The following is a 16,722-nucleotide window of genomic DNA, read 5'->3' as shown; positions in this document are numbered from 1 at the left end:
AATAAGTTATTTTACTATATTCATTGGCAGAAATGCCATATAATCCGTTTCTCTGGAGGCTATTTTTCGTAATACAATGCGTGGAATCCTTTTCACTCATTACATGAATATATCACTTGTATGTTTAGCTCTATATGTCTTTAACTTTTCCCGTGTCTCTTACATTCTCCACTCCATTTTTTTTTTGCCTTGCGAGAAAACTTTCACCTGTTTTAGTCCTCAAGATATTCCCACGGATAGGGATTGTCAACTACATTCCGGAATTCCTCGACAGCTTCCTGCTGTTCGGCAGTGAGCGATGCGGAGTCCCAGGAAGAAATAATCTTCCGGGCTTCGTCGACCAGGAGCTCATCGAACACTTCTCCATAACAGGCAGTAAGCAGACGGAGTTTCAACAGCGAAGCGGGAAGGGTATCAAGGAGATTCCAACAACGGTTTAATATCTCCTGGAGGTGATCCTGCTTCTCGCCATGGTCAATGAACGATGCGTTATAACCCATCAAGAGAGCAAGACAGACGTTTGCCTGTTCTTCCGTAGTAGTACCTCGAGCACTGGAACCATACAAAGCCGCAGTCAAGCGGTAAACCTCACCGTTGCGGCGGGAAAGGTCATCACTATAGATAGGACTACCGTCCATACCTAAATACATCAGTTCGTGCGCAGCACGCTGGAGATTAATTGCTTCTTCGAAAAGGGAGGAGGACATTTTTTTGAATTATGAATTGTAAACTATGAGTTGTAAATTATGAATTATAATTCAGCCGATCACTTCTATAAGGTCCGGATGGATGGTGGCCATGGCAACAGCAATGACACCTTGTATCTCTATAACCACACGACGGTCACGTGCACCCTTTACTTTCAGAAAAATACCCTCCTGACCTGTAAAGTCACCACCCGTAATACGGACTCTAGTTCCTTTCGACAGATTCAACTCTTCGGGCTGGAAATAAAGCAAATGGTCGTTATAGGTTCCGGCAACGGCGATGAAACGCTGCATCTCATGGTCGGGAATAATTATCTTCTGACCACTGCGAGTATCGGTTATATATTGCAAATAAGTAATTTGAGACTTAACACGTTGTACGTCGGAAGGACGTGCATGGACAAAAACCAGATTACGGATGACGGGAACCAAAGTACGGACTTTCTTACCCTTACGGATACTTACCTTATATTGCATGGGGACAAAACAGCCGAGGTTCTCCTTCTCGAGAAGATGCACCGCATCAAGCTCTCTGCGGTATGTGGCACGCATGGCATGCCAGACTTCAACCTCGTTATCCGTTTCCATTTTCGTTGTTTTGTTCACAAAAGAGTGTTCCTCTGGGGCTTTGAACCCTCGGTATATACCTGGTATCCAATCATTTGCGAGCACCTTATTAAAATACAGCAAGCATTGTGCCCTTCTTGCCAACAGTTTTTTTGCAGTTCGTCATTACCTTCTGGTAAGAGACTATAAACGAGCGGATTACAAACAAAAAGCGTTTTTTAAACGTTCGTTTAATGGACGTCAAATTTCAGGAAATGAAATAGGGAATGAGTTAATAAAAGGGAATGGAAATTTTAAATATTAAATAAGATACTTAACATACTGAATTACTGTAGATTAAACTGAGATACGATGGGTTTTCCAAAATATTTTTATTAAACATTTTGAGGATATAAAAAACAGTCTTATCTTTGCGTCCATTAAACGAACGTTTAAAAAACACTTCCAAGTCAAAGTCATTTCCATTTATATATCAACGCATTAACCCATCATAAAGATAAAACCCAGCTTTTTATCTCCATCCTTACTCCACAAAAACAAAAAACTTGATATACCTTTGCATTTATTTTACAAACTACAGTAATTTTAATTATTAACCCAAAAACATTAGAAAATGAAGGCAAAAGAGACACTCCAAAGTAAGGAAAAAAAACAAAAAGAGACACCCTTAAAACGGATGTAAAGCACGGCATATCAGCTCCTAAAGCAGGAGTAGGACGTCCCTCAAGCGGGGAGGTTATAGGAATACTGCCACAATATAGGAAAGAAGTCATTAAAGACATCATCCTATGGAAAAAATCAAGATACTTTATAGAAGAAAAGCCGACAAGCAACAAGGCATTAGCACAATGGGCATACTCACATTTCGACTTCAGAACGCCAGACTATAAAAGACTGTCAGAAAACACTATAATACAAGAGTTCGGTGAAGTGTGGCGGGAAATGAAGGTAGCAGGAGAGATATAAGGAATAAAACAAAAAAGGGCAGAAACCACGAAACTTATTGACAACAATTAAATATAAACAACTTAAGGAATAAACCACTTATCTTTGCCGCCACTTTGGTAAGGATGAAGCCACACCGCCTATAGATGCCGCTTTCTCAACGAATGCGGCATTTTTTTATATACAAGCGTACCTCCTGCCAAACTAATACAATTATTAATTTTAAAGACAACAAGATGAGAAAGTCGAAAAAGAACGCCCCACTTCACGAGGCACTGAGAAACCTATGGAAAATACGTATCATGCTGGAAAAGAACTACACGGAAACATGCGCCACATGGATGGCCCAACGGATAGAAAGCTTGATAGACCACATGCAATACGGACACGCACTCATAGCCTACCACAAGCAGGACGGGACATTCAGGCTGACGAAAGCCACCCTACTGCCCTACAAGGCTGACTTCAGAAGAGATTATGACATCACAAGAGTGACAAGCACCATAGCCTTCTGGGACGTGGAACTGCAGGCATGGAAAACCTTCCAGCTGGAAAACTTCCTCGAATGGAGCCCCATATGCTAACCATTAATCACTAATCATTAAACACTAAAAACAATGGCCATGATGTACGGGGGAATGCTATACTTCCCCCTCAAAGTAAATCTATTCGAAGAGATAGCAGTGGAACTGGTGGAAGCCAGGTTCGGACTGAAAGGAACGGCGGCGGTAATGAAACTGCTGTGCAAGATACACAAGGAAAACGGATATTACCTGAAATGGAACGCGGAGCAATGCACACTGTTCACAAACAAGGCGGGAAAGGACATCAACGAGCAGGAGATGCAGGGAATCGTGGACATCCTGGTGAAGAAAGCCTTTTTCGACCCCAAAACCTATAAGGAGCAAGGGGTACTGACCTCTACCGAGATACAGAAAATATGGCTGGAAGCCACCAAACGAAGAAAAAGGGACCTCACCACCCTGCCCTATCTGCTGGTAGAGACGGAAGAGGACAAGCCGGACAAGGACAAGACTTGTACGCAAAAACGGGAAAATTGCACGCAGGATACAGACATTTTCCCCGAAAATGCATGCAATTCCAAACAAAGCAAAGAAAGCAAAGTAAAAGAAAGCAAAGCAAAAGAAAGTAGAGCACTTCCCCCTCTTACTCCCCCCGGGGAAAGCGGAGGAGCGCAGGGAAATCCTGATTTAGACATTCCCGGATATGCCTACAACAGGAATACGCACAACCTGGAATGCCTCATGCTGAATCTGGAAAAGCTCTACATCACCGACCGGGAGGAAATCAGGAAGATACTGAAGTTATCGGACTACGGCAGGCTGGGAAACTACGTCTGGAAAATATTCAATGGGACGAACTGGAGCAAGGTGAACAGCAAGGGAGGGTACATCATCTCGGTACTGGCAAGAGAGAAGCGGAGTACGGGAAGCTGATTCCACAGGGCACAAGCTATCAATAACATGTCATGCAGGAAATCAATAACGTGTGATACAAAAAACAAATATCGTGCCGGCAGGAAATTAATTCCTTGCCGACACGATATGAATTTCTTCTTCGTCCTTAAAACTGTCCTTATAATTATGCCGGTATTCAGTGCAAAACCTCTGCAATTCAATAAAAAATGGCTGGAACACAGCAAACAGTTCCTCATCGTGCTCTTCAAGGTAACGAATAGCCTTGTCTACGGATATATCAATATGATGATATTCCACCATGATGTTCAAAGACTCTCTTATTCCGTTCAGAGTGGCGTATTTCCGCAAACGGTCGGTCAGGATAAAATGCCAGATGAAACGTTTGAACCGTACCGGAAGATAGCGGTAATTGATGAGGAGGGAAAGATAGAAAGTCCGGGTATACCTCCTCAAGGAAACTCCGGAGAACGACTCGAAACGGGAAGCCAGCAAATAATCGAAATAAATATCCAGCAATACCCCCGAATAGCGTCCGAATTCAGGTTGAAGCCTATGCACCACCTCGCAAACTGCCGGATGATGGTCGGTATAGTCGTCAATAGCGCGGTGAAGCTGAATACCCTTGGCTATATCCGGCGGATAATTCTTATAGGAGCTTCCCTTTACAGCATCGCCTACAAAATTGCCCAACTGTACTTTTCTGTTCGGACCGGAAAGGAATACATGTGCCAGATAGTTCATGACAAAAGATTTACCAGCTCCTTGCAAAGACACTCCTTCACCTCTTCCATCGGCACCTCGTGTCCCAGCTCTTTCTGCAAAGAAGTGACACCCTTGTCTATGAATCCGCAGGGATTGATATAGATGAAATAACGTAAATCGGTATTCACATTCAGTGCCAATCCATGCATGGTGACAAAATGGCTGCTGCGCACGCCGATGGCACAAATCTTACGGGCACGGGGAGTATCGCCCTCCAGCCATACGCCCGTTGCCTTCTCCAGGCGTCCGGCAGCGATGCCAAACGAAGCACAAACGCGAATTACCGCCTCTTCCAGCAGATGCACATATTCCTTCAACCCCAAAGAAAAGTCCTCGAGGTTCAGAATAGGATAGCAGACCAACTGTCCCGGACCATGATACGTAATGTCTCCGCCACGGTCAATATGATAGAGCGTAGCCCCTATCCTGCGCAGTTGTTCTTCTCCCAGCAGCATATTCCCTTCTTTTCCGCTACGCCCCAATGTATAGACATGGGGATGCTCGCAGAGCACAATATGATTGACATAGCACTCTCCTGCCTGCTTGGCATGTACAAGTGCGTCAAACCATTCCGTCTGCCGGCTCCATGCTCCGGCATAAGGAATCATGTTCCAATCTGATATTTCCAGTTTCATGCAAGCAAATATAGCACTTTTTTGAATTCTAAAAAGAACATTTCATTTTAAAAACAGAATGTCTTCCGTTACTTTTTCCCGGAAAAGAATTACCTTTGTGCGAACTCTAAACGACAAAGCGTATGGAATTTCCCCAAGTCGACCTGCCAGTAGACATGATTGCATGGACTGAAGTAACGGAAGACATTCTAAACATATACAAACAGTCGTGCCGTCTGAAAGCGTGCATTTTTGCACTATGCATAGAAGGTTCCATCACCGTATCCATCAACCTGATGGATACAGAAATCAAGCAAGGGGACTTCATTACCCTGCTTCCCGGAACCATCATACAGTTTTACGAACAAAAGGAAAAAGTATGCCTGGGATTCGTGGGGTTTTCCTCCCATTGCCTCAATGGGGTCAACCTCATCCAGTCTACATTGAGCTCTTTCTCCAACATACTGGAGTATCCGGTACTGGCTGTCAACCCTACCGTCGCCTCCTATTTCAAGGACTATTTTGCCTTATGGGCACGCATCACGACCGGCCCCTACCCTCCTGACACCAAAATGGCACAGAGCGCTCTAAGCATGCTCCTCAGTGGGGTGGACAAGATGTATTGCCACCGTCCGCAAATGCAAAAAGGGAACAAGAGCCGGAAAGAGGAAATATGCCACGAACTGGTGCAGCTCGTCATCGAAAACTATACCCGCGAACGCCGCGCGCAATTCTATGCCGACAAACTGGGCATCTCCCTGCAGCACCTCAGCACCACCGTGAGACAGGTGACCGGCAGAAATGTATTGGACATCATCGCCCACGTCGTCATCGTGGATGTGAAAGCCAAACTGAAATCAACCAATATGACCATTCAGGAGATTGCCTATTCCCTGAACTTCCCCAGTGCTTCCTTCTTTGGAAAATACTTCAAGAGGCACATGGGCATGAGTCCGCTGGAGTATAGGAACAGTTGAGAATACAGCCGTCAGAACCTGGAACTCAGACGAAGGCTGCTCAAAGCCACGGATACACAGGAAAGAGCCATGGCAGCACCTGCCAGCGCAGGACTCAGCAGGATGTCATAGACGGGATAGAGTACTCCGGCTGCGACAAAGATACCCACTGTATTATAGATGAAAGCCCAAAACAGATTCCGGTACACGAGGCCCACAGTCTGGTGAGACAACCGGAAAACTTTGGGCAACAGCAGCAGGTCTGAAGTCCTGAGAGTAATCATGGCGGTGTCCATCAACGTATCGGTCCCCTTCCCCATGGCAATGCTTACATCAGCACAGCTCAAGGCTTGCGCATCGTTCACGCCATCACCTACCATGGCGACCGTTTTACCCTGAAGCTGCAGCTTATGGATGAAATCCTCTTTGTCGTCGGGCATGGCATCAGCCACAAAACGCATGATACCCAAACTGCCGGCCACGGAAGAAGCTGTACGCTCACCGTCTCCCGTAAGCATGCATATCTCGATGTCCTGGATACGCAGTTCCCGGATAGCTTCCATAGAAGTCACCCGCAACTGGTCCTTGATGGCAATAACGGCAAGTAAATCGTTCTCACGCCCAAAGTAGACAATACTGTTTCCGTCCGATTCATATTGCGTCAGCATATCGGCCAGGATATCCGACAAATTGGCCTGATAATCTTTCAGCAGTTTATGGCTTCCTACCCAATATTCCGCACCTTGATAGGCCACTCTGACACCTTTTCCGGCAATGCTTTCGAAACCGTCCAGGTGGGCAGGGATAACCTGCTCCTCCCCTTCCAGGGCCGTAACGATTGCTTCTGCCAGAGGATGGTCCGAAGTAGACTCGGCAGCAAGCAGTACATCTTTATAATGCTCCTCCTGCCCTTGCGCCCACAGCCAGCCTATTACCGTAGGATGTCCTTCTGTCAGGGTCCCGGTCTTGTCGAATACCACCACATCCACATTGCGCATCTGCTCTAAAGCGGAAGTATCCCTGATCAGGATATGATTGCGGGCGGCTTTATTGAGGCCAGCCGCCAAAGCTACTGGAGTGGCCAGCCCTACCGCACACGGACAAGCCACCACCAATACGGACAAAGCGGCAAACAGACCGTGTGACACTACATCTATGCCTCCGAAGAACACCCATATAAAAAAGGTCAGCAGGGAAATGATGAGAATGACCGGGACAAAAAAACCAGCGACGCGGTCGTCAATGCGTTGCTTCTCCGGCAGTACGCGGGCTGCGTTATGCTGCCAGCCTCCCAACCGGCAGATAGCCACCGACACATTTCGCCGGGCACGTTCCTCCATAAACTCGCCGGTCAGGGAAAAGGCGATGATGACGGCGGCAACCCCATAATAGACATGCGGTTCCAGCCCGATGCCCAGCCAATAATCCGGGAAGAAAGTGTTGAACACACTGAACAGAAAAGCCACAGAGGTGGTAAGCGCCACCAGACGGTCTATATTGTTGCGGCCCGACCGGGTTCCCTTCCAGGCACCGGCATAAAAAGGAGCGCCGAAAAACAGCAGTACCGGAATTGCCAGTACCATCTGTATTTCACGGGTATAGGGTACATGCACAAAGGCTGTAAAAAACAGTATCAGTACGATGGCAAAAAGCCATGCACCGACGACGCGCAATCCCGTGCTGTGCATATCCGGCACGGGATGTGCCTTAGTAATTATATTGCTCATTCGATTTATTTTTTAGATGGTTGTTGTTCCGCTTTAATAAAGCAACAACCGGAATGAGCAGTTTGTTCAATTACTTCTTATCGTCCTGCTTGGTTTCCTTGACAAACTCCACTTCATAATGGAACTTTTGGAAACCTTCTTTCAACTTTTCCACATTGGTCTTGTCGGCATCATACGTGATGGTTACCGTCTTTGTCTTCAGGTCTGTGTGGAAGTCCTTCAGTCCCTTCTCAAAACGGATGTTATTGTTTATCTTCCTTACACAGTTCTCACACTTCATCTGTGCTACCTTGAACACGGCTGTACGGATGTCTTTCGCCATTGCGGCAGATGCACAGAAGAGTACAACTGCCAAAGTCATTAAAAATCTTCTTGTTTTCATTGTTTCGCTATTGATTTAATAAATAATATTATATTCTCGGCAAGTTAAAACGGACACCTACATAGGCTTTTGCCCCATGCATCGGTCCCCACACCATCGTAGCGTCAAAGTTGCTTCCCCAGGGATTGGAAGCATCAATGATGGGGTTTTTCTGCTTGAAGTTTGTCAGGTTCTCGCCACCGACGTATATAGACCAGCGACGGAAATAACGCGTCACCTGGGCACTCAACTGCTCGAAGCCGCCATAGCGCCTTTCCCACGACCAGTTGCCGTCTGTCAGTTCGTATGGAGCCGGCATGCGCCCGCCACCGTTCAGTTGCAAAGTCACATCAAACTGCCACAATCCCAAAGGTGTCTGATAAGAAGCCGTCAGCAAACCTTTATACTTGCTGGTAAGGGGTTTCTCCATCAGCTCTCCGTTGTAATTCGTTTTGGCATCCGTCCAACGGTAAGCCGCGGTAAAGGTGAAACCCGGGAAGAACGGATAGCTTGCCTCCACCTGCACTACCTGCGAATAGGAACGGCCGTGAAGGTTGTAGAACAGAACGGCATGCGGGTCCGTATCCATATCCACCACCACCTGCTTGCGGAAATCCGTGTAATAGTATTCCGCATTCAGGTTCAAGGTTTTGCCGAACAAGGGAATATAGGCGGAAGTGCTTGCGCCATAGTTCCAGGCCTCATCCTGGTCAAGACGTTTGGCGATGTCTATCCGGCGGCTGCTTGCCAGCAGGTAGTTATTCTCGGCCAGCACATGGTTCGTGCGGTATCCCTTTCCTGCCGAAAGACGGAAATGTACATACTCGTTGGGATTGTACTTCACATGGAAACGCGGAGTGACGAAATAGCCGTACTCGCTGCTATGGTCGCCGCGGATACCACCCATCAGCACCAGTTTATCGTCCCAGTTGTAGGTGTACTGCACGTAGGCGCCGGGGACGGCTTCTTTGGTGAATTTCTTCGTCAAAGGCTGTGCGGCGTCATTGTCCAGGCGATAGTGCTGGTCGTAGGAGTCATAGTTGAAGCTCAGTCCGGCAGAAAGGCTTTGACGCTTGGTCAGTTCCGTCTCGAACAACAAGGAGGCATAAGCATTGTGCTGGTCTACGTCGTAGATTTTCCGTCCGTACAAGGCATCCTGCTTATGCAGGGAGCCGGAAAGGATCAATGCCAGGTTGGTGTTCTTCTCCTTGTTGAATATATAGGCGTTCTTGGTGAAAGCTTCGTAGCGGTCGGTGCCTATACTTATCTTATAAGGGTCTGTCAGAGGCATTTTGCCATGACCGACTTGTCCGCTGTTGCGGTCTTCCGTAAGCACTTTGATGCCTGCTTGGAAAACGTAGCGGTCGCCCATGTATGCCCAGCGGTTCCAGAGGTTGTACTGCTCCACGCGGGGGATGTCGGCAAAGCCGTCGTCGTTGCTGTCGTGAGCTTTGGTCTCATTCTCGTAATGTGCCAGCAAAGAGGTGCTCCAGCGTTTGGAGAGTTTCACCGTGGCATCGGCATTGGCTTCATAACGGTTGGTGCTGCTGGCAAAAAGGTTGGCCGAAAACCAGTCCGCTTCGGGCAACTGGGGTTTCTTGAATTCCACATTGATTTGTCCCGTGATGGCCTCATAGCCGTTCTTCACGGACGAACTGCCCTTGCTCACCTGAATGCTCTGCATCCACGGCCCAGGGACATAGCCCAAGCCGTAGGGGGCAGCAGAGCCGCGGTAGTTGGGGACATTCTCCGTCATCATCTGCACATACGTACCGGACAAGCCCAGAAGCTTGATTTGCTTGGCACCGGTGGCGGCGTCAGAGTAAGTGACGTCCACCGAAGGATTGGTCACAAAACTTTCTCCCAGGTTACAGCAGGCGGCACGGCTCAGCTCGGCGCTGCTTATCATATCTTCATTCATCACACTGTTGCGCAGCTTCATGGTGCCCAACTTACGGCTGACCACATTCACCTCGCTCAGTTCCACCCCTTCGCGCAAGACAATGTCGAGCGTCTCATTGCGGTTACTGACGTGTATCGTATCATTCTCAAAACCGATAAAGCTGACTACAAGCATATGCTTGTCATTGGGTTTGGACAAGGAGAAAGTACCGTCCGCCGAAGTGGTGGTGCCTTGAGTGGTTCCCTGCCAGAAGAGGTTGGCACCCGCAATCGGGTCGCCCAAATTATCCTTTACCGTTCCCTTTACCTGCGCCTGCAAGGGGATGAAAGAGAACAGAAGGATGGCTATCAAACTATATTTCATTTCTGTTTTATACTTAAAGAAGTGATTAAAAAACAAACAATTCCCTCCGGACAATTCATGTCATTGCCCCGTATAAAACAACACTAAATGAGAAGCGTGGAATAGAGCGCCAGATAATGACGCGAGCCGACGACATATGGCGGTGCCCCGAAATGCACTTCCGGAGTGCAGGCCACTTGCGGCAAGGAGTAATCAAACAGCGGCAGTTGCTCACAAAACAGTGTAAGGGATGGCACGAACGAAGCAGACTCGTGTGCATGTTTCACGAAATCCACCTTGTAGTAGACGGCTGTACAACCGGTATCCTTGCACGTTTTTTGTGAACCACGATGTGCATGATGGCATTTGGAACAGCCGGAGGTGCAACAACTTTGTGTCGTCTCGCATCCGGCACAGCAATACTGAACTACAGAAATCCCCACTCCGCTTATAATGATAAGAGAGGAAAAGAGTACAGCCAGTATGTAACGGAGTTCCTTCATAAGCGCTGCAAAGATAGAAAGTTTTAACCGTTTGCCGGAATTAATTTTTCCTTTTTTATGCCTGCAGTTCGTTAATAAGTTCTATATTTGTCGATAAAGTTTTTTGATTGATATGTTGATTTATAAACGAAACTCAATATGAAAAAGCAAACTGTCAGCCTACTTGTCCTTCTGCTTGCGGCAAGCGGCTTTTTCTTTTCCTGCGGTAACACCGTGAACAAAAACGCATACGCGTTGGAGTTCGACAGTATACAAGTAAACGAAACCGTACATCTCTTCGGAGACACAGCCAAGCCGGCCTGCAACCTCATCCTCAACGTTGCCTACGCCAGCCAGTCATCCGACGTAAGGCTGAAAGACAGTCTGAACACCTTCTTCCTATCTGCCTGCTTCGGCGACAAGTACATGGCGATGACACCCGAAGAAGCTGTCAAGAAATATACGGAGAAATATGTCGGCGACTACCGCAATGACCTGGAGCCGATGTACAAGAAAGACGAGGAGGACAAACAGGACGAGCAGAGCATAGGAGCCTGGTATTCCTATTATAAAGGAATCGAAAGCCATGTGCAGTTGTGCAATACCTTAATACTGACCTACCGTATAGATTACAACGAATATACCGGCGGCGCACACGGCATCTATATGTCCACCTTCCTCAACCTCGACCTAAAGACCCTAAGCCCCATCCACCTAGGCGACCTCTTTGAAGGCGACTATAAGGAAGCGCTGACCGACTTGCTTTGGAAACAGCTGATGGCAGACAACAACGTCAGCACCCGCCAAGAGCTGGAGGACATGGGCTACGCCACCACCGGTGACCTGGAGCCTATCGAGAATTTCTATCTGGACCCAACGGGAATCACCTTCTATTATAATGTATATGAAATTGCCCCATACGTAATGGGAGCAACCAAAATCACGTTGTCTTATGAGGACATAACCCATCTGATGAACAGCGAATTCGTCACCTTGAGCAATACGATAAAAGCAGGCGACCAATAGGAACCGTAATCAATTGTCTATTAACATAAAATTCACAATGGATTTAATACTCAAATATTTCCCGGACCTGACGGAAGAACAGAAACGGCAGTTTGCCGCCCTCTACGACCTCTACATGGACTGGAATTCTAAGATTAATGTCATTTCACGCAAAGATATAGAGAACTTGTACGAACACCATGTGCTGCATTCTCTGGGCATAGCCAAGGTAATCCGCTTCAGACCGGGGACACAGATTATGGACCTCGGCACGGGAGGAGGCTTTCCGGGAATCCCGCTTGCCATCCTTTTCCCCGAAGTACAGTTCCATCTGGTGGACAGCATCGGAAAGAAAGTACGCGTAGCCTCCGAAATAGCCAGCAGCATCGGGCTGAAAAACGCCACCTGCCGTCATGCCCGTGCAGAAGAGGAAAAAGGGAAGTTCGACTTTGTGGTGAGCCGTGCCGTGATGCCGCTGACAGACCTGCTGAAGATTATCCGTAAGAACATCTCCCCAAAACAGCAGAACGCATTGCCCAACGGACTGATTTGCCTCAAGGGGGGCGAATTGGGGAACGAAACCATGCCCGTCAAGAACAAGACCACGTTGTGGGACCTGAAGGAGTTCTTTGAAGAGGAGTTCTTCGAGACAAAAAAAGTAGTGTACGTAGGGTGTTGAGAGATAGTTGAGGTTTAGAAATCTAAATACATAATATGAAAATAAAGAGATTCGAATTTAATATGTTCCCGGAGAACTGTTATGTGCTTTGGGACGAAACCAATGAAGCGGTCGTCATTGACCCGGGCTGCTTTTATGAGGAAGAAAAGCAGGCCTTGAAAAACTTCATTACCAAGAATGGGCTGAATGTGAAACATCTGCTGAATACCCATCTGCATCTGGACCATATCTTCGGCAATCCTTTCATGCTGAAAGAGTTCGGTCTGAAGGCCGAAGCCAACCAGGCCGATGAGTTCTGGATTGACGAAGCGCCGAAACAAAGCCGCATGTTCGGCTTCCAGCTGCAGGAAGCCCCCGTGCCCCTGGGCACTTATCTGCACGACGGAGACATCATCACCTTCGGCAATACGAAACTGGAAGCCATCCATGTACCGGGACACTCGCCGGGCAGTCTGGTGTATTATTGCGCGGCAGACCACTGCATGTTCTCGGGGGATGTGTTGTTTCAAGGCAGCATCGGCCGTGCCGACCTCACCGGTGGCAACTTCGACGAACTGATAGAACATATTTGCAGCCGTCTGTTCATCCTGCCCAACGACACGATTGTCTATCCCGGACACGGAGCGCCGACTACCATAGGAATAGAGAAAGCGGAGAATCCGTTCTTCCGGTAAATATACAGCAAACTTTTAAATCATTACAGCCATGAAAAACGACCTATTGGCCTACCGCCACATCGGCATCAGCGAAAAAGACGAGGAGAAGATGCTCCAAAAAATAGGAGTGAAAAGCCTGGACGAGCTGATTGATAAAACCATTCCTGCCAACATCCGCTTGAAAGAACCGCTGGCTCTGCCCAAGACAATGACAGAGTACGAATTCGGACAACATATTGCAGGGTTGGCTGCCAAAAACAAACTTTATACAACCTATATCGGTATGGGATGGTACAACACCATCACTCCTGCCGTTATCCAACGGAACGTATTCGAGAACCCCGTTTGGTACACTTCCTATACCCCCTATCAGACCGAAGTCTCACAAGGACGCCTGGAAGCCCTGATGAACTTCCAGACTGCCGTATGCGACCTCACCGGCATGCCCCTTGCCAACTGCTCCCTGCTGGACGAAGCGACTGCCGCAGCCGAAGCCGTGACGATGATGTATGCCCTGCGTCCGCGCGACATGCAGAAATCGGGCGCCAACGTGGTATTTGTAGACGAAGCCGTCTTCCCGCAGACACTGGCAGTAATGACTACCCGCGCCATTCCGCAAGGTATCGAGCTGCGTATAGGAAAATACCATGAAATGGAATTCACGCCAGACATCTTCGCCTGCGTACTGCAATATCCCAACGCCGCCGGCAACGTGGAAGATTATCGCGCCTTCGTGGAAAAAGCCCATGCAGCCAACTGCAAAGTGGCCGTTGCCGCCGACATTCTGAGCCTCGCCCTGCTCACCCCTCCGGGAGAATGGGGAGCTGACATCGTCTTCGGAACCACACAACGGCTCGGTACACCGATGTTCTACGGCGGGCCGTCGGCAGCCTACTTTGCCACCCGCGACGAGTACAAGCGCAATATGCCGGGACGCATCATCGGCTGGTCGAAAGACAAATACGGCAAGTTGTGCTACCGCATGGCGCTGCAAACCCGCGAGCAACACATCAAGCGTGAAAAGGCGACTTCCAACATCTGTACCGCGCAGGCACTGCTGGCTACAATGGCAGGCTTCTATGCCGTATATCATGGTCCGGAAGGCATCCGCACCATTGCAGAACGCATCCACAGCATTGCCGTATTTCTGGAAGAAAGTATCAACAGACTGGGGTACAAGCAGGTCAATGCACAATATTTCGACACGCTCCGCTTTGCACTGCCCGACACCATTTCGGCACAGCAGATACGTACCATCGCCTTGAGCAAGGAAGTGAACCTGCGTTATTTCAAGAATGGGGACGTAGGTATGAGCATCGATGAGACTACGGACATCACTGCCGTCAACGTACTGCTCTCCATCTTTGCCATTGCCGCCGGAAGGGATTGGGAAAAGGCAAGCGACATACCCATGGCAAGCAGCATCAGCGCGGAGATGAAACGCCAAAGCGCCTATCTGACACACGAAGTATTCAACAAATACCATACGGAAACGGAGATGATGCGCTATATCAAGCGTCTCGACCGCAAGGACATCTCACTGGCACACTCCATGATTTCCCTCGGCTCGTGCACCATGAAGCTGAACGCTGCCGCAGAGATGCTTCCGCTCAGCCGTCCGGAATTCATGAACATGCATCCCCTGGTGCCCGAAGACCAGGCCGAAGGTTACCGCGAACTGATAAGCAACCTCAGTGAAGAACTGAAGATAATTACCGGCTTTGCCGGTGTCAGCCTGCAACCCAACTCCGGTGCGGCAGGCGAATATGCCGGACTCCGCGTCATCCGCGCCTATCTGGAAAGCATCGGGCAAGGACACCGCAATAAGGTGCTGATACCGGCATCCGCACACGGCACCAACCCGGCTTCTGCCATCCAGGCAGGCTTTACCACTGTGACCTGCGCCTGCGACGCACAAGGCAATGTGGATATGGCCGACTTGCGTGCCAAAGCGGAAGAAAACAAGGATGACCTTGCCGCCCTGATGATTACCTACCCTTCCACACACGGTATCTTTGAAACGGAAATTGTGGAAATCTGCCACATCATACACGCCTGCGGTGCGCAGGTATATATGGACGGCGCCAATATGAATGCCCAAGTAGGCTTGACGAATCCCGGCTTTATCGGTGCGGACGTCTGCCACTTGAATCTGCACAAAACGTTCGCCTCTCCTCACGGCGGCGGCGGACCGGGCGTAGGCCCCATCTGCGTGGCAGAGCATCTGGTTCCGTTCCTTCCGGGACACAAATTGTTCGGCAATGCAGCCAACCAGGTGTCCGGAGCTCCCTTCGGCAGCGCAGGTATCCTACCCATCACTTACGGCTACATCCGCATGATGGGAACGGAAGGGCTGACGCGTGCCACGAAGATAGCTATCCTCAGCGCCAACTACCTGGCAGCCAGCCTCAAGGATACGTACGGCATCGTTTACCGCGGTGCTACCGGCTTCGTAGGACACGAAATGATATTGGAATGCCGCAAGGTGCACGAAGAGACGGGCATCAGTGAAAACGACATCGCCAAACGTCTGATGGACTACGGCTATCATGCCCCCACCCTCTCCTTCCCGGTACACGGCACACTGATGATTGAACCGACGGAAAGCGAAAGCCTTGCCGAACTGGACAACTTTGTCCACGTGATGCTGACCATTTGGGACGAGATTCAAGAGGTGAAGAACGGCGAAGCCTACAAGACAGACAACGTGCTGGTGAATGCCCCGCACCCCGAATACGAAGTGGTAGCCGACACGTGGGAGCATAGCTATACCCGCCAAAAGGCAGCCTACCCGATAGAAAGCGTGCGCGAAAACAAGTTCTGGGTGAACGTGGCACGTGTAGACAACACGTTGGGAGACCGTAAACTGTTGCCCACATGCTATGGATGCTTCGACTGATGAAAAGAAAGCGTAACGGACTATTTTATAGTAAAAAAGAAGAAACCATCAATTCCATCTCCCATGGCATCGGCATTGCCATGGGAGTAATTGTAAGTACACTATTCCTGATAAAATGCTACCAAGCACAGAATCTTTGGGCAGCATTCGGTGTATGGCTCTATCTGTTCGGTATGGGCGGCTCCTATCTTGCCTCCACACTCTACCACTCCCTGAAACATCATAATCCGTGGAAACGACGCTTGCGGCATTGGGACCATGCAGCCATCTATTGGCACATTGCAGGCAGTTATTCCCCCATCACACTCATTGCATTGAGAGAGGACGGCGGTTGGGGCTGGGGACTGTTCGGCTTCGTCTGGCTATGCGCCATTATCGGCACTGTTGTCAGCTTCCGCAAGATGGAGGAGCACAGTTACGTGGAAACAGTGTGCTACATCTTGATGGGGCTGTCCGTACTGGTAGTATTCAAGCAGCTTTTCGCCCTCTCCCCCACAGCCTGCTACTGGATTATTGCCGAGGGGGTATGCTACATCACGGGAGCTGCCTTCTACTCCTTGCGCAAGGCACGGTACATGCATTCGGTTTTCCATTTCTTTGTATTGGGCGGTTCAGCCTGCCACATGGTGGCTGTATGGGACATACTGGTGAAGATGCTGTAAGCAAACGGCAAGCGCA

Annotated in this window: 16 protein-coding genes; 8 read left to right on the top strand and 8 right to left on the bottom strand. The window is 48.9% G+C overall.

What is annotated here, in order from left to right; genetic code table 11:
- Positions 1-212 precede the first annotated feature (212 nt).
- Entirely contained in the window at positions 213-707 is a 495-nt protein-coding gene (locus tag DWY57_RS12260) for a UpxZ family transcription anti-terminator antagonist (protein ID WP_016273536.1), read from the bottom strand.
- Between the two features lie 51 nt (positions 708-758).
- A complete protein-coding gene (locus tag DWY57_RS12255) occupies positions 759-1,295 on the bottom strand; it encodes a UpxY family transcription antiterminator (protein ID WP_035457919.1) in 537 nt (178 codons plus the stop codon).
- Positions 1,296-2,455: 1,160 nt separating this feature from the next.
- Between DWY57_RS12255 and DWY57_RS12250 the strand changes: the two genes are divergently transcribed.
- Complete coding sequence (locus DWY57_RS12250; RefSeq protein WP_117600564.1) at positions 2,456-2,803, top strand: SH3 beta-barrel fold-containing protein; 348 nt, start codon at positions 2,456-2,458, stop codon at positions 2,801-2,803.
- 33 nt (positions 2,804-2,836) lie between these two features.
- Positions 2,837-3,676, top strand: a complete 840-nt coding sequence (locus DWY57_RS12245) for a DUF4373 domain-containing protein (RefSeq protein WP_119961863.1) — start codon at positions 2,837-2,839, stop codon at positions 3,674-3,676.
- A gap of 87 nt (positions 3,677-3,763) precedes the next feature.
- Here DWY57_RS12245 and DWY57_RS12240 read toward each other — a convergent pair whose 3' ends face one another.
- Together DWY57_RS12240 and lipB are read right to left on the bottom strand one after the other, a co-directional pair.
- Entirely contained in the window at positions 3,764-4,399 is a 636-nt protein-coding gene (locus DWY57_RS12240) for an ACP phosphodiesterase (RefSeq protein ID WP_117880798.1), read from the bottom strand.
- On the bottom strand, positions 4,396-5,055 hold the full coding sequence (lipB, locus tag DWY57_RS12235) for a lipoyl(octanoyl) transferase LipB (protein WP_119961862.1): 660 nt from the start codon (positions 5,053-5,055) through the stop codon (positions 4,396-4,398). The genes DWY57_RS12240 and lipB overlap by 4 nt, the downstream gene beginning before the upstream one ends.
- 122 nt (positions 5,056-5,177) lie before the next feature.
- On the opposite strand from lipB, the gene DWY57_RS12230 reads away from it, so the two are divergent.
- Positions 5,178-6,011, top strand: coding sequence for a helix-turn-helix domain-containing protein (locus DWY57_RS12230; RefSeq protein WP_119961861.1), 834 nt, complete (start codon positions 5,178-5,180; stop codon positions 6,009-6,011).
- Positions 6,012-6,022: 11 nt separating this feature from the next.
- Here DWY57_RS12230 and DWY57_RS12225 read toward each other — a convergent pair whose 3' ends face one another.
- The 4 genes from DWY57_RS12225 to DWY57_RS12210 form a co-directional block, all read right to left on the bottom strand.
- Entirely contained in the window at positions 6,023-7,717 is a 1,695-nt protein-coding gene (locus tag DWY57_RS12225; protein ID WP_119961860.1) for a heavy metal translocating P-type ATPase, read from the bottom strand.
- Positions 7,718-7,787: 70 nt separating this feature from the next.
- Entirely contained in the window at positions 7,788-8,099 is a 312-nt protein-coding gene (locus DWY57_RS12220; RefSeq protein ID WP_119961859.1) for a heavy-metal-associated domain-containing protein, read from the bottom strand.
- 28 nt (positions 8,100-8,127) lie between these two features.
- Positions 8,128-10,344: a TonB-dependent receptor gene (locus DWY57_RS12215; protein WP_119961858.1), complete on the bottom strand. Its 2,217-nt coding sequence runs from the start codon at positions 10,342-10,344 to the stop codon at positions 8,128-8,130.
- Positions 10,345-10,427: 83 nt separating this feature from the next.
- Positions 10,428-10,826 carry a hypothetical protein gene (locus tag DWY57_RS12210; protein ID WP_057253292.1) on the bottom strand — a complete coding sequence of 133 codons (399 nt, stop codon included), beginning with the start codon at positions 10,824-10,826 and terminating at the stop codon, positions 10,428-10,430.
- 138 nt (positions 10,827-10,964) lie between these two features.
- Between DWY57_RS12210 and DWY57_RS12205 the strand changes: the two genes are divergently transcribed.
- The 5 genes from DWY57_RS12205 to DWY57_RS12185 are packed head-to-tail and all read left to right on the top strand — an operon-like array spanning position 10,965 to position 16,706.
- Positions 10,965-11,831, top strand: coding sequence for a DUF3298 and DUF4163 domain-containing protein (locus DWY57_RS12205; protein ID WP_117600571.1), 867 nt, complete (start codon positions 10,965-10,967; stop codon positions 11,829-11,831).
- Positions 11,832-11,868: 37 nt separating this feature from the next.
- Entirely contained in the window at positions 11,869-12,489 is a 621-nt protein-coding gene (rsmG, locus tag DWY57_RS12200) for a 16S rRNA (guanine(527)-N(7))-methyltransferase RsmG (RefSeq protein ID WP_119961857.1), read from the top strand.
- A gap of 35 nt (positions 12,490-12,524) precedes the next feature.
- Positions 12,525-13,163, top strand: coding sequence for an MBL fold metallo-hydrolase (locus DWY57_RS12195; RefSeq protein WP_117600573.1), 639 nt, complete (start codon positions 12,525-12,527; stop codon positions 13,161-13,163).
- Between the two features lie 31 nt (positions 13,164-13,194).
- On the top strand, positions 13,195-16,044 hold the full coding sequence (gcvP, locus tag DWY57_RS12190; protein WP_117600574.1) for an aminomethyl-transferring glycine dehydrogenase: 2,850 nt from the start codon (positions 13,195-13,197) through the stop codon (positions 16,042-16,044).
- Positions 16,044-16,706 carry a hemolysin III family protein gene (locus DWY57_RS12185; RefSeq protein ID WP_226791145.1) on the top strand — a complete coding sequence of 221 codons (663 nt, stop codon included), beginning with the start codon at positions 16,044-16,046 and terminating at the stop codon, positions 16,704-16,706. The genes gcvP and DWY57_RS12185 overlap by 1 nt, the downstream gene beginning before the upstream one ends.
- Positions 16,707-16,722: the final 16 nt, after the last annotated feature.

Source organism: Bacteroides sp. AF25-5LB, from assembly GCF_003602965.1.
In the GTDB taxonomy this organism is placed as follows: Bacteria; Bacteroidota; Bacteroidia; order Bacteroidales; family Bacteroidaceae; genus Bacteroides; species Bacteroides uniformis.
The sequence above is the reverse complement of the archived record's forward strand: the minus strand, read 5'-3'. Positions and strand labels throughout refer to the sequence as shown.